The following is an 18,683-nucleotide window of genomic DNA, read 5'->3' on the forward strand; positions in this document are numbered from 1 at the left end:
AATTCTTAATTTTCTGCCTAAACTTCATTCCAAAAACACTGAAAATGGTGGAAGAGAATATTAAAAATTTAATAATTACGTACATACAATGTTACAAAAAATAAGACTTTTTTATTCTTTACGAAATGTTAAAAAGATTATCGCTTAAAATATTTTACATTTGCTTAAAGAATTCAAAATTTTAAGTTTAGAATTCAAGATTTAATATGCAATCTTGAACCTTAAAAGTAAATAGTATGCAAGAAAGACCTTTAATTTTAGTTACCAATGATGATGGAATTACTGCTCCAGGAATAAGAGCATTAATTAAAATAATGAATAAAATTGGAGAAGTTGTTGTGGTAGCTCCTGATAGTCCTCAAAGTGGAATGGGACATGCAATTACTGTGGATAATGTGCTTACTTGCAACCCAATTACTATTGATGATGGGCCACAATTAGAATACACTTGCTCAGGAACTCCTGCAGATTGTGTAAAAATGGCAATCAGCGAAATTTTGAATAAAAAGCCAGATTTATGTGTTTCTGGTATTAATCATGGTTCTAATTCTTCTATAAATGTTATTTATTCTGGTACAATGAGTGCTGCAATAGAGGCAGGAATAGAGGGTATACCTGCAATTGGTTTTTCTTTATTAGACTTTAAATGGCATGCAGATTTTAAGCCTTGCGAAGATTTTGTAAAAAATATTACTTTAAATACTTTGTTAAATGGTTTGCCAGAAGGTATTGTTTTAAATGTAAACATACCTAATTTAAAGAAGGATGAAATAAAAGGAACTAAAATTTGCAGACAAGCAATGGGTTTTTGGAAAGAGATTTTCGACAAAAGAAAAAGTCCTTTTGGTAAAGAGTATTATTGGCTTTCTGGTGAGTTTGTAAATAAAGATAAAGGGCAAGATACAGATGTTTACGCTTTAGAAAATGGTTATATTTCTATAGTACCTGTTCAGTTCGATTTAACTGCACATCACATGATTCAAAAATTAAACTCTTGGGAACTGTAAAAAAAGACCTATTAATAGGAGTTTTAGCAGCGCTGTTTGCAACTGCAGCAGGTGGTTTTTTATATGTAGAATATTTTTCTAGAGTTGGTTTTAGTGAAACTTTACAATTGATTAAAGACGGAGATTTGTATGGTAAAATTTTATCTATTGCTGCCATTCCAAATTTATTTGTGTTTTTAATATATATTAAAAAGAAACAAGACAACAGAGCAAAAGGTGTTTTATTAACTACCATAATAATTGCATTAACCACTTTGATTTTAAAGTTTATCTGATGAAATACTACATTATTGCTGGTGAAGCTTCTGGAGATTTACATGGTTCTAATTTAATGAAGGCATTGTATAAAAATGATACAAATGCAGAAGTACGTTTTTGGGGTGGAGATTTAATGCAAAATATTGGAGGTACTTTAGTAAGTCATTACAAAGAAAGAGCCTTTATGGGCTTTTTCGAAGTTTTAAAAAACCTGAATAAAGTATTGGGTTTTATTAAGTTTTGTAAAATAGATATTGAAAAATTTAAGCCAGATGTTGTTATTTTTATAGACAATTCTGGCTTTAATTTGCGAGTAGCAAAATGGGCTAAAAAAGCTGGTTTTAGAACCAATTATTATATTTCTCCTCAAGTTTGGGCAAGCAGAGCAAGCAGAGTAAATGGTATTAAAAGAGACATCGATAAAATGTTTGTCATTCTCCCTTTTGAAAAAGATTTTTATAAACAATTCGATTACAATGTAGAGTTTGTTGGCCATCCTTTAATTGATGCAATTGCAGATCGAAAACAAGTTGATGAATTCAAATTTAGAGAAGAAAATTCTTTAGGAACCAAACCAATTATTGCATTATTACCAGGAAGTAGAAAGCAAGAAATCACAAAAATGTTAGCTGTAATGCTTTCTTTAGTGGATGACTTTTCTGATTATAAATTTGTAATTGCTGGTGCACCAAGTCAAGATTTTTCTTTCTATCAACAAATAATTGGCAACAGAGAAGTAAGTTTTATCAATAATAAAACCTACGATTTATTGTCTATTTCTACTGCAGCTTTAGTTGCTTCTGGCACTGCAACTTTAGAAACAGCGTTGTTTAAAATTCCACAAGTGGTTTGTTATAAAGGTGGGTTTATATCTTATCAAATAGCCAAAAGAATTATCACTTTAAAATTTATTTCTTTGGTCAATTTAATTATGGATAAAGAAGTTGTAACCGAGTTAATTCAAGATAAATTAACAAGAACAAATCTAAAAACGGAACTCGCAAAAATTTTAGAAACAAACCATAGAGAAAAAATGTTTTTAAATTATTACGATTTAGAAAAGAAATTGGGAGGAAAAGGAGCTTCAGAAAAAGTAGCTGAAGAAATTATAAAAGGGATAAAATCATAATTTATTATGAATAGGTTTTTTTTGACAGCGCTATTTTTAGTACTCATTTTCAGTTCTTGTTCTTTACAAAAAACAACACTTGCTAATAAAAAAGATAAAAATAATGCCATTGTAAAAGATCGTAGTTTGGTAAAACCAATAACATTAAATGAAGATATTGTTAGAGTTGATGACAAAAAAGATTCGTTTAATTCAAACACTTTAGAAACAGAGCTTATAATAGATAAAATTGTAACAAACGCTCTTTCGTATTTAAATGTTAAATACAAATATGGTGGAATTACAGAAAAAGGGATGGATTGCTCTGGTTTGGTTTCTGTTGCTTTTAGTAAAGAAGATATTCAATTGCCAAGGAGCTCTCGAAATATAGCAGAAATAGGAATGGATGTGTCTTTAGAAAATGTAAAAAAAGGAGATTTACTTTTTTTTATAATTAGAAGGAACTCCAATACTATAAACCATGTAGGTTTAATTGTAGAAGTGAAAGATGATGAAATATTCTTTATACACTCCACAACCTCTAAAGGTGTTATTGTTTCTTCATTATCAGAAGCTTACTGGACAAAAACATTTGTAAAAGCAAAAAGTATTCTTTAAAATATATTAAATTTTTAGTACCTTGTCTTCGCTATGAATAAGGTACTTAAGTATTTACCACTACATTTTGTGTTGTTCCTAATTTTTGGGGTGTTAACTCAGTTTTACTCTAAAATATGGAAATTTGGTTTTTTAAATTTGTTTCTTTTATTAGGAATAATTTTAATTTTGATTGTTGTTTTCAATCAGAAAATTTTTAGAACTTTTTTCGCCTTTTTACTCTTCTTTATTCTTGGAATTTCTTCGGTTTTTATTGATAATTCAGAGAATTACGATTCGTATTATAACCACTATTTAAAGGAGAATTCTTCAGTTATTTTAAAGATTGATAAAATTTTAAAATCGAGTAATTATCATTATAAATACGACGTAAATGTTGTTCAAATTGATAGTGTAAAAACTAGAGGAAAAGTATTATTAAACGTTTTAAAAGACAGTGCTTTCAGATCTTTTAAGGTTGATGAACTTATATTTGCAAAACCAGAATTTTTAGAGGTAAATAAATCTTTGAATCCTTATCAATTTGATTATCGATTTTATTTAGCCAAACAAGGAATTCATCATCAAATATTTTTAACATCTGACAGTTATAAAAGCTCAGGAATACAAGGTTTTTCTTTGGTTGGTTTATCAGCAAATTTTAGAGATAAAGTTCAAGAATCTTTAAGAGAATACAATTTTAAAAATGATGAGTTTGGTGTAATAAATGCCTTATTATTAGGGCAAAGACAAGAGATTTCTAAAGATTTAATAGCTGATTATTCTAAGGCTGGAGCCATTCATATTTTAGCAGTTTCTGGGTTGCATGTAGGTATTATTTTATTGATTTTAACAAACTTATTAAAACCAATGGAAAGACTAAAAAATGGCAGAATTATTAAAACCATTTTAATCGTTTTTTTACTTTGGGGGTTTGCTTTTGTTGCAGGGCTTTCTGCAAGTGTTGTTAGAGCAGTAACAATGTTTACTTTTTTAGCAATTGGCATGTCTTTTAAAAGAAAAAATATAGTGCTATTTTCTTTAATAACTTCGATGTTTTTCTTGCTTATTTTTAAACCAATGTTTTTGTTCGATGTTGGTTTTCAATTAAGTTATTTAGCCGTTTTTGGGATTGTTTTGGTACAACCCAAGTTGTACACATTTTGGAAAACAAAATATAAAATTATAGATTATTTTTGGCAATTAACAACGGTTTCAATCGCGGCTCAAATAGGAATTTTACCTCTAAGTTTATACTATTTTCATCAGTTTCCTGGTTTATTTATACTTTCGAATTTAATTATAATTCCTTGTTTGGGTGTCATTTTATTGGGTGGAATTTTAATAATTTCATTAGCTTTAATAGGTGTTTTACCTCAATTCTTAGCCGATTTTTACGGAGCTGTAATTTCTATGATGAATAACTTTGTAGGATGGATTTCTAGTCAAGAGCAATTTTTATTTACAGAAATTTCACTCTCATTTTTAATGATGCTGGTCTGTTATTTTGCAATTTTTTTAGGAGTTTACTTTTTAATAAAAATATCTTCTAAAAGATTACTTTATGTATTGGCATCAATTTTATTGGTGCAAAGTGTTTTTTTGTATGAAAATCATCGAAAGAAAACAAAAAAAGAATTCATTGTTTTTTATAAAAGTAGAAATACGATTTTAGGAAATAGAATAGGAGAGAAACTAATTGTAACTCATGATTTAGATAGTTTAGAAATTTCTAAAACAAATTTTATGGTTTCTTATAGAATCAATGAAAATATAATTCCAGTCTATAGAAAAGGGTTTTCTAATATCTTTAGTTTTGAAAAAGACAAAATTTTAATTGTAGATAGTTTGGGCGTTTATCAACTTAAAAACTTAAACAAACCAATTGTTTTGTTGCAACAATCACCTAAAATAAATTTAGAAAGATTGATAAAGGAAATAGATCCAAAAGAAATTATTGCAGATGGTTCTAACTATAAAAGTTATGTGAAAAGGTGGCAGGAAACTTCCAAGAAATTAGAAATACCTTTTTATTATACAGCAGAAAAAGGAGCTTATATTCTCAAAAAATAAGACTATAAATTGCTCTTAAAGTTTTTTTCGTATGTTTCCCAACTTTCTGTTTTGTATGCACTCTCGTTAAAAAAGCCAAGTATTTTTTCAAACCTTTCTTTAGATAAATAACCAGGAATATTTTGAAGCAGTTCTTCTTTTTCGGTCATAAAAATTGTGGTTGGGTATGAGAGTTTGCCATTTTGTAAAGTTGCAGATAATTCGTGATACCCAGATTTACCTTCTTTTTTATATTTAAAAGTGTAGCCTTTAAAAATAATATCTTCTTTTCCTTCACCATCTAATTTTATGGCATAAAAATTTGTATTAATATAGTTTGCAATTACTTTATTTGAATAAGTTTCCTTATCCATTTTTTTGCAATAACCACACCAATCTGTATAGATATCAATTAAAATAAGTTTCGGATTTTTTTTGTTGAGTTCAATTGCTTCTTCAAAAGATAGCCAATTTATTTCATATTGAGCTTTTGAAGAAAAGCTAAATGCTATAAAAGCAAAAAATAAAAGTGTTTTTTTCATAAAAATTTAGTCGCAAATGATATGCCAAATTTACAAATTATACTGAATATCAACTTTTTGTAAACAAAAAAACCTCATAAATTTTAGTTTATGAGGTTTTGATTTATTTATTTTTAGTGAACGTTACCTAATAACTTTTTCATTAATGGAGAGAATAATAGAACAATTGCACCTGCACCTAAAGCATACATTGCAATTAAATGAAAACCATCTGTATAAACGGTTAAAGTTTCTAAACCACCCACATTTTTGTCTGTACTTTCAATGGCCAATTGCTCGCCAATAAAACCTACAATTTGAAATGCAAAAGCAGATGATAAGAACCAAACTCCCATCATAAAAGCAACAATGTTTTTTGGTGATAAATCTGTAATTTTTGACAATCCAACTGGAGACATAAACAATTCTCCAATAGAAATAATAAAATACATAGCAAATAAATAATAGAAAGGTACCAAACCATTTTCATCTGCACTTGCTCCACTTATAGATAAAATGTAGAAACATAAACCTGCAAAAAGTAATCCTAAACCAAACTTATATGGTGTTCTTGGATTTAATCCTTTTTTAGATAAATAACCCCACAATAAAGAAATAGGAATTGCCAAAACAATAATAAACATAGAGTTTAAAGCATTGGTTTGAGCAGCACTCATAATACCAGCTAAATCTACATTTCTTGATGCAAAAAGGGTAATTACACTTCCAGATAATTCATGGAAACCCCAAAAAAGTGTCATAAAAAATGTAATTAAAACTGCCATAATTAGTTTTTTACGAGCATCAGAATCTAATTTAACCATAATGTAAACTAAATATGCTAGTACAGCAAAACCAATAAACTTAAAGATTCCACTTACATAATTTTGTTGCCAAGAAGCCAATAAGTATGCAATTCCTGGAGCACATAAAAATGCGATAACTGGGATTAACGTTTTTTGCGGAATTCCTAAAACTTTCTTTTCATAAACCTCTTTGTTTGGTGGCATTCCTTTGTCTCCAAAAACATTCTTTTTTATTCCACTCCAAAAGAAAATTAAACCAGCCATCATTCCTATTCCAGCTAAGCCAAATCCATAATGATAGCCATATTTTAGAGCTAACCAACCACATAAAAGAGGAGCAACAAAACCACCAATATTTATACCCATGTAAAAAATGGTAAATCCAGAATCTTTTCTTACATCACCTTCTTTATAAAGTGCACCAACAAAAGTGGAAATGTTTGGTTTAAAAAAACCGTTACCAACCACAATAAATGCCAAGGCTAAATAAAAAGCAACATCATTTTCTATGGCTAAAACAAAATGACCTAAAGCCATTAGAATTCCTCCCAGGAAAATGGAAGCTCTCATACCTAAAATTTTATCTGATATTTGACCACCAATTACAGTAGATGCATACACTAAAGAACCATAAGAAGCATAAACAACAGCAGTTGCTGTATCCCTTTCAGCGATTGCTTCAAAAATATGTTCTACCATATACAGCGTTAATAACGCTCTCATACCATAGAAACTAAAACGTTCCCATAATTCTGCAAAAAATAAGTAGAACAATCCTTTTGGATGTCCAAACATTTGTGGTTCTACTGCAGCTGTGCTAACTCCTTTGTCTAACATAATTATCCTTTTATTTCAGTTGATTTATTTGATTTGTTAATTAAATGTTCTTCTACAAAATTAGTCATTTTTGTAAATAAGTTAATTTGTGTGTTTTCACCTTTTCTAATGCCATGTGCCCTATCTGGAACTATAAACATATCAAATTGTTTATTGGCTTCTATCAAAGCATTAATCATTCTATAAGTATTTTGTACATGCACATTGTCATCTCCTGTACCATGCACTAATAAGTAGTTTCCTTCTAGTTTTTCTGCATAATTTATGGGCGAATTATCATCATATCCACTTGGGTTTTCTTGTGGAGTTTGCATATAGCGTTCTGTGTAAACAGAATCGTAAAAACGCCAAGAAGTTACAGGTGCAACTGCGATAGCTGTTGAGAAAATATCACTACCTTTTAAGATGCAATTTGTACTCATAAAACCTCCATAAGACCAACCCCAAATACCTATATTATCTTCATCTATATAAGAACGTTCAGCTAATTTTTTGGCTGCAGCAATTTGATCTTCAACTTCATATTTACCTAATTCTTTTTGTGTTACTTTCTTAAAATCACTTCCTTTTAAGCCAGTTCCTCTTCCATCAACACAAACTACAATCATTCCTTTTTGTGCCAATAACTGATGCCAATAATCGTTTCTGGCATTCCATTTATTACCCACTTGCTGAGAACCTGGACCTGAATATTGAAACATTAACATTGGGTATTTTTTGTTTTTATCAAAATCTACAGGCTTAATCATCCACATATTTAAATCATTTCCATTAATGTTTATTGTAGAAAACTCTTTTGCACTTATTTTATAATCTGCTAATTTTTCTTTTAGTTGGCTGTTATCTTTAATTACTTTAAGCATTTCGCCTTCAGCTTTGTATAAAGAATAAATAGGTGGTATTTCAGATGATGAAAACGTATTGATAAAATAATTTAAATTGGTGCTAAAATCTGCATTATTTTGTCCGTCTTTATTGCTTAATAGCTTTTTATTTTCGCCATCTAAACCAATAGAATATACACCTCTATTTGTAGAGCCATTTTCTACAGATTGATAATAAATTGTTTTTTTAGCTGTGTTAAAGCCATAATAATTAGTCACTTCCCAGTTTCCTTTTGTAATTTGGTTGATCAGATTTCCATCAAAATCATAATGATAAATATGATTAAATCCATCCTTTTCACTTGTCCAAATAAAACTATTATCAACTAAAAAAGTAAGATTGTCAGTAATATCTATATAGGCTTTATCAGTTTCATTTAACAATAAAGTTGATGAACTTCTTAAAGCATTTACTTTGTACAATTTTAAATTATTTTGATGACGATTTAAAGTTGTTGCCACTAAAACAGCATCATTATTAGACCACTTAATTCTTGGTATATATTCGTAATCTCCTAAATCAACTTTTTTAGTATTTCTGTTTGATAAAGCATACATGTGTAAGGTAACATCAGCATTTTTCTCACCAGCTTTTGGGTATTTAAAAACCTGCTGATTTGGATACAATTCTTTACCAACAATATCCATAGAAAAAGTAGGTACTTCAGATTCATCAAAACGTAAAAAAGCTAAGTAATTACTATTATTACTCCACTCAAAAGCTCTTACAAAAGCAAACTCTTCTTCGTAAACCCAGTCTGTAATTCCATTGATAATGCTATTTTTCTGACCATCAGTAGTTACTTGAATAAGATCATTTTTAGAAAAATCTTTGACAAAAATATTATTGTCTTTTGCATAAGCAACTTTTTGATTGTCAGGAGAAAAAACAGGTTCTTGAATACCTTCTCCAATTAAAGAAAGTTTTTTAGTAGCAATATCATAAGCATAAAAAGTACCACTAAAAGAACGTCTAAAAATTTGCTGGAATTTAGTGCCAAGTATAATTTTAGTTTCATCATTATTAAAGGAGTAAGAATCGAAACTATTTAAATCTTGTAAATCTGCACTGCTCACAATAGTTTCTATCTTTTCTAAAGTTTTATAGCTATATTTATCAACAGTAGTGTTTCCTTTTTCGTCTGTGTTTAAAAGCGAATAGAAATCACCATTCATAGAATTTAAAGCGTTCATTCTTTCAGCAGAGAATGTTCCATCCCAAATTTCTGTAAGACTAATTTCCTTGGTTCCACTTTTGTAAGTTGATTGTGTTTCACTCTCTTTTTTACAGCTTATTAGAGTGATGATTGCTGCAAGCATTATTAGTTTTTTCATCAGATACTTTGTTTTTGATAAAAGTTTTCCAAGTTTACGGAAAAATCCGCAAAAAATGATTGAAAAATATAGAAATGTTGAATAAAACGAAATGTTTTAGAACTTTAAATTATATTTGTTGTACATAGTTAGAATCTAATAAATGAGTAAAATTATATCTGGTTTTTCCAAGCTTACAAAAGATGAAAAAATTGATTGGATCACAAACAATTACTTTCAAAATTCTTCCGAAACAAAAAACATCTTACATCAATATTTAAATAATGATGAAAAATTACAACAACTACATGATGATTTTATAGAAAATACCATTACTAATTTTTACATGCCTTTTGGTGTGGCTCCGAATTTTGTAATTAATGGTAGAGAGTATGTTATTCCTATGGTTATTGAAGAAAGTTCTGTGGTTGCTGCAGCCTCTTTAGTCGCTAAATTTTGGAGTACTAGAGGAGGTTTTAAAACCAAAGTGATTGGCACTACAAAAATTGGGCAAGTTCACTTTATGTTTGCTGGTAGTAAAAAAGATTTAGAAGAGTATTTCAATAGAAATAAGACAGAATTATTTGCAGCAACTGCTTCCATCACTAAAAATATGGAAAAACGTGGTGGTGGTATTTTAGATATTATTTTAGTTGATAAAACAGATAAATTACCTAATTATTATCAGCTGCATGCAACCTTTGAAACCAAAGATTCAATGGGTGCAAATTTTATAAATTCTTGTTTAGAAGCCATCGCTAAAAAGTTTGAGAAAGAAGATATAGAAATTGTAATGAGCATTCTTTCTAATTATGTTCCTGAGTGTTTGGTAAGAGCAGAAGTGAGCTGTAAGGTTGAAGAATTAGGAGGAGAAAATCCGCAGAAATTTGCAGATAAATTTCTACAAGCAGTAAAAATTGCAGAGGTAGAACCTTACAGAGCAGTAACGCATAATAAAGGAATTATGAACGGAATTGATGCTGTTGTTTTAGCAACTGGTAACGATTTTAGAGCTGTAGAAGCTGGTGTGCATGCGTATGCATCTAAATCTGGACAATATACAAGTTTATCTCATTGTGAAATTAAAGACGGAATTTTTAAATTTTGGATTGAAGTTCCTTTAGCCTTAGGAACAGTAGGAGGTTTAACAGCCTTGCATCCTATGGCTAAAATCTCTTTAGAAATGTTGCAAAAACCATCTGCTAGAGTTTTAATGCAAATTATGGCAGCAGCTGGTTTGGCTCAAAACTTTGCAGCTTTAAGAGCGTTAACAACGAAAGGAATTCAGCATGGACACATGAAAATGCATTTGCAGAATATCCTGAATCAGTTTAATGCAAATGAAACTGAAAAAAAGGAAGTAGAAGCTTATTTCGATACAAGAACAGTATCTCATTCTGCAGTGGTTGAAAAGCTAAATTCGATGAGAAAGTCTAAAATTAATTGGATAGATTTTTTAGATGAAGTTTCAGTTCATAAAAAATTATCGACTTTAAATAATGAAATGAAGCCCGTTTTTGGCATGATGAACTCACAACAAATGATAGAGCATTTAAGTGCTGTAACTAAAATTGCAAATGGCAATTGGAAAGTTGACGTATATGTTTCTGAGGAAAAAACAGCAAGGAGAAAACCTTTTTTAGATACCGAAAACGAATTGCAAACAGGTTTTAAAGCCTCTTTTTTATCTGATGAACCTTCTGAATTAAAATTTAATTCGATAGAAGAAGCGATTGATGATTTAATTGAACAAGTAAATTATTTTATAAAAGTATTTACTGAAGAAGAAAACAGAACTATTGTTCATCCATTTTTTGGTGAATTGAATTTCGAGTATTGGAAAAAGTTTCAAGTAAAACATTTTACACATCATTTTAAACAATTTGGATTGGTATAATGAACTTTTATTCTAATGGAAAATTATTACTAACAGGAGAATATCTTGTTTTAGATGGAGCAAAATCTTTAGCAGTTCCAACAAAATTTGGACAAAATTTAATTGTTGATAGAATAAAAGAACAACAATTAATTTGGGGAAGTTTTACAAACACTGGAGAATGTTGGTTCGAAGCTGTTTTTGATTTGCCAAAACTACGTTTAGTAAATTGTACGTTTAATTCAGAGAAAGAAGGAAGTGCAGAGTTTATTGCAGAAACTTTGTTAGAAATTTTAAAAGAAGCAAAAAGATTAAATCCTGATTTTTTAGGTTCAGAAAATGGCTTTGTAGTAAAAACACAATTAACATTCCCAAGAAATTGGGGCTTAGGAAGTTCATCAACCTTAATAAATTCGATCGCTTTTTGGGCAAAAGTAGATGCTTTTAAATTATTGTGGAATTCTTTTAAAGGCAGTGGTTATGATATTGCTTGTGCGCAAAATGATGCGCCAATTTTTTATCAAATTAAAGATTCTAAACCAATTATTAAACAAGTGGATTTCAATCCTAGTTTTAAAGAAAATTTATTTTTTGTGCACTTAAATAAGAAACAAGATTCAAAAGAAGGAATTGCAAAATTTAGAGAAAGTGGACATAATTTTCAAAATGAAATCAAAAGAATTTCTGCTATTTCTGATGAATTTTTGAAAACAAAATCAATAGAAGATTTTAATAAATTAATTATAGAGCATGAAGAAACTATCAGCTCAATTATCAAATTAAAACCTATTAAAGAAAAGTTTTTTCCAGAATATTATGGAGAAATTAAAAGTTTGGGTGCTTGGGGTGGCGATTTTGTTTTAGCAACAGGTAATAAAGAAACAAAAACCTATTTTAAAAATAAAGGATTTGAAACAGTTCTTACCTATCAAGAAATGATTTTATAGAAACGTCATTCTGAACTTGTTTCAGAATCACATGATAATAATTATAAAATGAGAAACTGAAACAAGTTCAGTTTGACGAAAAAAAACATGAATAAAATAATAATAATTGGAGGTGGAGCAGCAGGATATTTTACAGCTATAAATGCCAAAGAATCAAACCCTGAATTAGAGATAATAATTTTAGAAAAAGGCAATGATGTATTGCAAAAAGTAAAAATTTCTGGAGGTGGAAGATGCAATGTAACACACGCTTGTTTTACACCAAAAGAATTGGTTGAGTTTTATCCTCGAGGTAAAAAAGAATTATTAGGACCTTTTCATCAATTTATGACTGGAGATACTTTTGAGTGGTTTGAAGAAAGAGGGGTGCCTTTAAAAATTGAAGATGATAATCGTGTTTTTCCAGAAGCAAATACAAGTCAGGAAATAATCGATTGTTTCCAAAAAGCTGTTGATAAACTAGGGATTAAAGTGTTGACAAACTTTGGCGTAAATGAGGTTTATCAACAAGAAAAAAAATGGGTTATCAACACAAAAAACGAAAAATTTGAAGCTGATAAATTAGTAATAGCTGCAGGAAGTTCTAAACGAATTTGGGATTTATGCGAAACTTTAAATCACACAATTATAGATCCTGTTCCTTCTTTATTTACCTTTAATATTAACGATAAAAGATTGGTAGATTTATTAGGCATTTCTGTACCAAATGCAACTGTAAAAATTGTGAACTCTAATTTAGAAGCTTCAGGACCTTTACTAATTACACATTGGGGAATGAGTGGGCCAGCTGTTTTAAAATTATCGGCTTTTGGTGCTAGAGTTTTGGCAGATAAAAAATATCAATACAATGTTGAGGTGAATTGGTTGTCTAGATCAACTGAGCAAATTTTAAATGTTTTACTAAATTTAAAAAAGAAAGAACCTCGAAAAACAGTGGTTTTAAAATCGCCATTTACAGAAATTTCTAAACGATTATGGGAACGTTTTGTAATTGCATCCGAAATTATAAATAACGAAAATTGGGCAGATTTAAATAATCATCAATTAGAAAATTTAGCCAATCAACTTACAAAAGGAGTATACAATGCAAATGGAAGAACTACTTTTAAAGACGAATTTGTTACTGCAGGTGGAGTTGATTTAAAAGAAATAGATTTTAAACGTTTTGAAAGTAAACTGCATAAAAACTTATTTTTTGTAGGTGAAGTTTTAAATATTGATGCTGTAACTGGTGGATTTAATTTTCAGAATGCTTGGACTAGTGGTTATATTTGTGCACAGGCTTTAGCTAATTAATTTTTAGTGTCATAAAAATTTTTCAACACAAAAAAAGCTTTTTTCTTCTCACCCTTTTCTGAAATCAATCCTTTTCTGTTCCAACCATCTTGAATTTCTGGTAACACTCTTCTTGGCGATCTAAAGTCAACTAAAATCCATGGAGAAAAACCTTGAAGTTGTTCAATTTTATCAATCATTTTAATGGTTTTATCATATAAATTTGCTTGATACTCTTCACTCCACCTTGTGTCTTTATCTGCATAAAAATCTTTTTTTGCACCAGCCCCAAATTCAGAAATTAAAACAGGTTTATTTTGGGTTATTTTCCAAGTAATAGTTTCAGTTTTATCAGGTAAACCATCATACCAACCAATGTATTGATTAAAACTTAACACGTCTACAACATCTGCAAATTCATCACTAATGGTTCTAATATTTTTATTTCCTTGGTGATCGCTTTGTTCTAAGGCAGCACTAATTAATCTTGTGGGGTCTTCTTTTCGAGTAAAATCGGCTAATTTTTTTAAAAATTCATTTCGTGCTTCGCTAGTTGGTGTTTCATTTGCCATCGACCAAATAATTACAGAAGCTCTATTTTTATCTCTTTGAATAACTTCGGAAAGCTGATTTTTTGCATTGTTATAAGTAGTTTCATTTTCCCATGAAATAGTCCAATAAACAGGATTTTCTTCCCAAACTAAAATGCCCATTTCATCTGCCAATCTGAGCATATTTTCATTGTGAGGATAATGTGCTAAACGCACATAATTACAACCCAATTCTTTTGCCCATGTAAGTAGTTTTTTAGCATCATCAAAAGAATTTCCTCTTCCTCCTGTTATTGGGCTTTCTTCGTGAATAGAAATCCCTTTTAAATATATTTTTTCATCATTTAACAAAATGGAATGTCCAGAAGTTTTTATAGTTCTAAAACCAATCTTGTCTTTAATTTTATATGAATTAAAGTTTAAAATAACTTCATATAATTTAGGGTTTTTAGTTGACCAATATTTTATTTTATTAGAATTGATAGTAAAAGTGGCAACTCCGTTTTTATCAGAAATCACCTTTTTTTCTATTCTGAGTTCTGGAATATTTATGGTTATTTCTTTGGTGGAAATATCACTTCCATTCAAAGCAATTTTACCAATTATTTCATTTTTATTTTCCTTGTTTAGTTGTATAAAATAATCTTCAATAAAGTTATTGGCTACTTCCACTAATTTAACATCTCTTGTAATTCCACCATAATTCCACCAATCTGTATTTAAGGTTGGTACTGCTTCTTTTTTTCGTTTGTTGTCAACTTTTACAACTAAAAAGTTATCTGTTTCTTTTAAAAGTGATGTAATTTCAAAATTAAATGGTGTAAATCCACCTATATGTTTTCCAAGTTTTTTTCCATTAAAATATACGTCAGTTTCGTAATTAGAAGCTCCAAAATAAACGAATACTCTATTGTTCTTTTTATCAGTTTTATAATCGAAAGATTTTTTATACCAAACAGTGCCTTCGTAATAAAATAAATTTTCTTTTCGTGTATTCCAATCGCTTGGAACTTTAATAGAATCACTTTTATCAAAATTATATTCTAGTAAATCTGTTTTGTTTTCTGCTTTAGCATTTTTAAAAAAGGCATTTCTAGAGGGGTTTTTTTGGTCTTCAAAAGGTTCATATCTATAATTGTAAAACCCATTTTCATAAGGGTCTACAATGTATTTCCACATCCCATTTAAAGAAGTAGTTTGTTTATTGTAAACATTTTGTAGTAATTTTTCTTGTGCAAAAGAACAAGTAATTGTGAATAATATTAGGATAAATACTTTAAAATTTAAGTTCATTTAGGATGAATAAAAAATTGGTTTTCCAATTTATGAAATTTAACTTGATGTAATTGTCTATTTTTGAAAAAAAAATTAAATGGCAAGAACAGAATCTAATGAATTTGCAATAGGTACAAAAGCGCCAAATTTTAATTTGGTAAATACCATTGATGATAATTTTTATGCTTTAAATGAATTAAAAGGTAAGAAAGGAACTGTGATTATGTTTATCTGTAATCATTGCCCTTTTGTAATTCATGTAAATTCTGAGTTGGTAAAAATGGCAAATCAGTATCAATTAAAAGGAATCAATTTTATTGCTATAAGTTCTAATGAAATTGAGAATTATCCTCAAGATAGCCCAAAATATATGAAACAAGTTGCAGAGAAGTTAAAGTATCCTTTTCCTTATTTGTTTGATGAAAGTCAACAAGTTGCAAAAGCGTATGATGCAGCTTGTACTCCTGATTTTTATGTTTTTAATGCTGATTTAAAATCGGTTTATCATGGACAATTAGATAATTCTAGACCAGGAAATGAAGAGCCATTAACAGGGAAAGATATTCGAAAAGCGATGGATAATTTATTGCAAAATAAACCTGTTTTGGAAAACCAAAAACCTAGTGTAGGTTGTGGAATTAAATGGAAATAGAATTTGAATTCATTTTTTGCATGTAATGGAAAATAAAAACACTTCTTTTTTTGAAACTAATTTTGTTGCAGAAAATCAGCAAATTCATCTTCCAATTTTAGAAGAAAAAAAAATTGAACTTTATATCAAAAGAGAAGATATCATTCATCCTTATGTTTCTGGAAACAAGTTTCGAAAATTAAAATACAATTTAATTGAGGCTAAAAAAAGTAATATCAGAGTTTTATTAACTTTTGGCGGGGCCTTTTCGAATCATATTTTAGCAACTGCTGTTGCTGGTAATTTGATGGGTTTTAAAACAATTGGAATTATTAGAGGTGATGAACTTGCTTATAATTTAGAAAAAACTTTGGCAAACAATTCAACATTAAATCAAGCCCATAAAAATGGAATGAACTTTGAGTTTGTTTCAAGAACTGTTTATCAGAATAAAACGGATGTCAGTTTTATAAATCAATTAAAAGGAAAATTTGGAGATTTTTATGTAATTCCTGAAGGTGGAACAAATACATTAGCCATTAAAGGTTGTGAAGAAATTTTAACAGAAGAAGATTCAAAATTCGATTATATTTGTTGTGCTGTTGGAACAGGAGGAACAATTTCTGGCTTGATTAATTCATCAAAAAGCAATCAAGAAATTATTGGTTTTCCTGCTTTAAAAGGTGATTTTTTAAAGGATGAAATTCATCAATTTACAGAAAAACTAGACAATTGGAGTTTGCAAAAGGCTTATCATTTTGGAGGTTATGCAAAATATAATGAAGAGTTAATTCGTTTCATCAACAATTTTAAAAAGGAAACGAATGTTTTGTTAGATCCTATTTATACAGGAAAAATGATTTTTGGAATCATGGATTTAATCAAAAAAAATAAGTTTTTTAAAGGCAGTAAAATTTTAGCAATTCATACAGGAGGCATTCAAGGAATAGAAGGTTTTAACCAAAAATTAGAAATAAAAAATCAACAAATAATTAATACTTTATGAAATTGAAAAGTGTACTTTTTTTATGTTCTATATTATTTTTAGCCAGTTGTGGCTCAAAGAAAAATGTGGTAAACAGAAAAAATCCTGGTGTTGTAATTGCTGAGCCAAAACCTGTAGAATTGCCTTCTGTAAATGAAAAAGAACTCACGAAAGAATTAGAAAAGAAAAACCCAAATTTAAACGATTACACCTTAGATTATATTCGAAAATTTGCGCCAATTGCAGTAAAAGAAATGCACGAATACAGAATACCAGCAAGCATTACTTTGGCACAAGGAATTTTAGAATCTGGTAGAGGGAGAAGTGAATTGGCATTAAAATCGAATAATCATTTTGGGATAAAATGCCACACACAATGGACAGGTGAACGTGTGTATCATGATGATGATGAAAAAGGCGAATGCTTTCGAAAATATGTGTATCCAGAAACTTCGTACAATGATCATTCTTTGTTTTTAACGCAAAGAAAACGATACGCTTTTTTGTTCGATTACAATATTAGAGATTATAAAAGTTGGGCTTATGGTTTGCGAAAAGCAGGGTATGCAACAGATAAAAAGTATCCTGTAAAGTTGTTAAAACTGATAAAAGACTACAGGTTACATGAGTTTGATAGAGTTAAGAAAAATAAATACGAGAAAGATATTGCAAACTTAAATGATGGTCAAACTTTCGAAAAACCGATTGAAAATCATAAAGTAAAACAGAATTATCACGAAGTTAAAAAAGGAGAAACCTTATATTCAATTAGCAGAAAATATGGAGTTTCTGTAGAATTTTTAAAAGAAATTAATGAATTAGTAGATAATACCATTTCTATTGGTGAGATGTTATTGATAAAATAAAACCTGTAAAAATTTTTACAGGTTTTAATCAAACCAACGAACTTAAAATCGCCAATTATAGTTTTCGAAGTTTGACTGTTTTTCTAGGTGCTATTTTATTTGAAATTTCACATACAAAGAAGATGTAATTTTTATTTTTTGAAATTCCACAATTTCATTTATAGAACCTCCAGTTTTTGAAAAAGAGCTATAAGAACGAGAACTATTTATAAATTTTGCATTTACAAAATTGGAGTTGTTATTTTCCAATTCTCTTATAATTATTGGTTTTCCTGTTTGTTCGCCAATTGCAGAAAGTAGATAATCTGCTTTTTCTTTTGCAATTTTAATGGCTTTAATTCTATTTTTCTTTCTTAGTTCTATGATGTTAGAATGGGTCGCTTTTGTAATATTTACATCAGAAATATTCATTTTTTTAAAATTTTCAAATAGTTGTTTTAATTTCTCTGCGCCATTTACTTTTAATGTATAATTACCAACAGATAGAATTTCTTCAGACCACCAACCAGTTTTTGCTAAAACTGCATTTACATCAGAAATAACAAGGTTGTTTTCATGAATTCCTATTTTTTTTAAAACCGATTTTAGTTCATTTTCTAAATAATCTAATGTCAATTTTTTTCCTTTTTCAGTTCGTTCTTTTATACAGATGTCTAAATAAATTTCATCTGGAACAATTTCGGTTTCAGCAATTCCAGTGATTTCAATAAATGGTTTTTCAACTGTAGATTGTGCTAAAATTGTTGCTGTAAAGAGCAAGAATAATATGAAACTAAATTTTTTCATTTGATATGATTTTTTGTTAAAACTGGCTCAATATTAACACCAACTTTTTTCTTAAAAAAACCAGAATGAGTGAACTTACCTTTTGAATGAGTGAAAACAACTTTACA

16 protein-coding genes are annotated in these 18,683 nt (G+C 29.0%); 11 read left to right on the plus strand and 5 right to left on the minus strand.

From position 1 onward, the window contains the following. Window positions 1-236: 236 nt before the first annotated feature. From surE to WAO74_RS10725, 5 genes are all read left to right on the plus strand, one after another. Window positions 237-1,007, plus strand: coding sequence for a 5'/3'-nucleotidase SurE (surE, locus tag WAO74_RS10705; RefSeq protein WP_422161977.1), 771 nt, complete (start codon window positions 237-239; stop codon window positions 1,005-1,007). Continuing rightward, a complete protein-coding gene (locus WAO74_RS10710) occupies window positions 995-1,282 on the plus strand; it encodes a hypothetical protein (protein WP_422161980.1) in 288 nt (95 codons plus the stop codon). The genes surE and WAO74_RS10710 overlap by 13 nt, the downstream gene beginning before the upstream one ends. Further along, window positions 1,282-2,394 carry a lipid-A-disaccharide synthase gene (gene lpxB / locus WAO74_RS10715; protein WP_422161981.1) on the plus strand — a complete coding sequence of 371 codons (1,113 nt, stop codon included), beginning with the start codon at window positions 1,282-1,284 and terminating at the stop codon, window positions 2,392-2,394. Before WAO74_RS10710 ends, lpxB begins: the two co-directional genes overlap by 1 nt. A 6-nt stretch (window positions 2,395-2,400) precedes the next feature. Continuing rightward, complete coding sequence (locus tag WAO74_RS10720; protein WP_422161983.1) at window positions 2,401-2,991, plus strand: C40 family peptidase; 591 nt, start codon at window positions 2,401-2,403, stop codon at window positions 2,989-2,991. A gap of 138 nt (window positions 2,992-3,129) precedes the next feature. Next, complete coding sequence (locus tag WAO74_RS10725; RefSeq protein ID WP_422161985.1) at window positions 3,130-5,043, plus strand: ComEC/Rec2 family competence protein; 1,914 nt, start codon at window positions 3,130-3,132, stop codon at window positions 5,041-5,043. A 2-nt stretch (window positions 5,044-5,045) separates the two neighbouring features. Here WAO74_RS10725 and WAO74_RS10730 read toward each other — a convergent pair whose 3' ends face one another. From WAO74_RS10730 to WAO74_RS10740, 3 genes are all read right to left on the minus strand, one after another. Continuing rightward, window positions 5,046-5,564, minus strand: coding sequence for a thioredoxin family protein (locus WAO74_RS10730; RefSeq protein WP_422161987.1), 519 nt, complete (start codon window positions 5,562-5,564; stop codon window positions 5,046-5,048). A gap of 113 nt (window positions 5,565-5,677) precedes the next feature. Next, window positions 5,678-7,186 (minus strand): peptide MFS transporter, encoded by a 1,509-nt coding sequence (locus WAO74_RS10735; RefSeq protein ID WP_422161989.1) that lies wholly within the window; start codon window positions 7,184-7,186, stop codon window positions 5,678-5,680. Window positions 7,187-7,188: 2 nt separating this feature from the next. Beyond that, window positions 7,189-9,405 (minus strand): S9 family peptidase, encoded by a 2,217-nt coding sequence (locus WAO74_RS10740; RefSeq protein ID WP_422161991.1) that lies wholly within the window; start codon window positions 9,403-9,405, stop codon window positions 7,189-7,191. 142 nt (window positions 9,406-9,547) lie between these two features. Here WAO74_RS10740 and WAO74_RS10745 point away from each other — a divergent pair, with 142 nt between their 5' ends. The 3 genes from WAO74_RS10745 (at window position 9,548) to WAO74_RS10755 (ending at window position 13,503) form a co-directional block, all read left to right on the plus strand. Further along, the gene (locus tag WAO74_RS10745) at window positions 9,548-11,281 is read left to right on the plus strand and encodes a hydroxymethylglutaryl-CoA reductase, degradative (protein ID WP_422161993.1); all 1,734 of its coding nucleotides are present in this window, start codon (window positions 9,548-9,550) and stop codon (window positions 11,279-11,281) included. After that, window positions 11,281-12,207, plus strand: a complete 927-nt coding sequence (locus tag WAO74_RS10750; RefSeq protein WP_422161995.1) for a GYDIA family GHMP kinase — start codon at window positions 11,281-11,283, stop codon at window positions 12,205-12,207. The genes WAO74_RS10745 and WAO74_RS10750 overlap by 1 nt, the downstream gene beginning before the upstream one ends. A gap of 87 nt (window positions 12,208-12,294) precedes the next feature. Then, the gene (locus WAO74_RS10755) at window positions 12,295-13,503 is read left to right on the plus strand and encodes an NAD(P)/FAD-dependent oxidoreductase (RefSeq protein WP_422161997.1); all 1,209 of its coding nucleotides are present in this window, start codon (window positions 12,295-12,297) and stop codon (window positions 13,501-13,503) included. On the opposite strand, the gene WAO74_RS10760 is transcribed toward WAO74_RS10755, so the two are convergent. Next, window positions 13,500-15,326: a glycoside hydrolase family 2 protein gene (locus WAO74_RS10760; protein ID WP_422161999.1), complete on the minus strand. Its 1,827-nt coding sequence runs from the start codon at window positions 15,324-15,326 to the stop codon at window positions 13,500-13,502. The two genes, WAO74_RS10755 and WAO74_RS10760, sit on opposite strands and share 4 nt — an antisense overlap. 79 nt (window positions 15,327-15,405) lie before the next feature. On the opposite strand from WAO74_RS10760, the gene WAO74_RS10765 reads away from it, so the two are divergent. The 3 genes from WAO74_RS10765 to WAO74_RS10775 are packed head-to-tail and all read left to right on the plus strand — an operon-like array spanning window position 15,406 to window position 17,790. Next, window positions 15,406-15,960 carry a thioredoxin family protein gene (locus WAO74_RS10765; protein WP_422162001.1) on the plus strand — a complete coding sequence of 185 codons (555 nt, stop codon included), beginning with the start codon at window positions 15,406-15,408 and terminating at the stop codon, window positions 15,958-15,960. Window positions 15,961-15,985: 25 nt separating this feature from the next. After that, the gene (locus WAO74_RS10770) at window positions 15,986-16,945 is read left to right on the plus strand and encodes a 1-aminocyclopropane-1-carboxylate deaminase/D-cysteine desulfhydrase (protein WP_422162003.1); all 960 of its coding nucleotides are present in this window, start codon (window positions 15,986-15,988) and stop codon (window positions 16,943-16,945) included. Further along, window positions 16,942-17,790 (plus strand): glucosaminidase domain-containing protein, encoded by an 849-nt coding sequence (locus WAO74_RS10775; RefSeq protein ID WP_422162005.1) that lies wholly within the window; start codon window positions 16,942-16,944, stop codon window positions 17,788-17,790. Before WAO74_RS10770 ends, WAO74_RS10775 begins: the two co-directional genes overlap by 4 nt. A 90-nt stretch (window positions 17,791-17,880) precedes the next feature. On the opposite strand, the gene WAO74_RS10780 is transcribed toward WAO74_RS10775, so the two are convergent. Next, on the minus strand, window positions 17,881-18,576 hold the full coding sequence (locus WAO74_RS10780; protein ID WP_422162007.1) for an SIMPL domain-containing protein: 696 nt from the start codon (window positions 18,574-18,576) through the stop codon (window positions 17,881-17,883). Window positions 18,577-18,683: the final 107 nt, after the last annotated feature.

Source organism: Polaribacter sp. (assembly GCF_049276715.1).
In the GTDB taxonomy this organism is placed as follows: Bacteria; Bacteroidota; Bacteroidia; order Flavobacteriales; family Flavobacteriaceae; genus Polaribacter.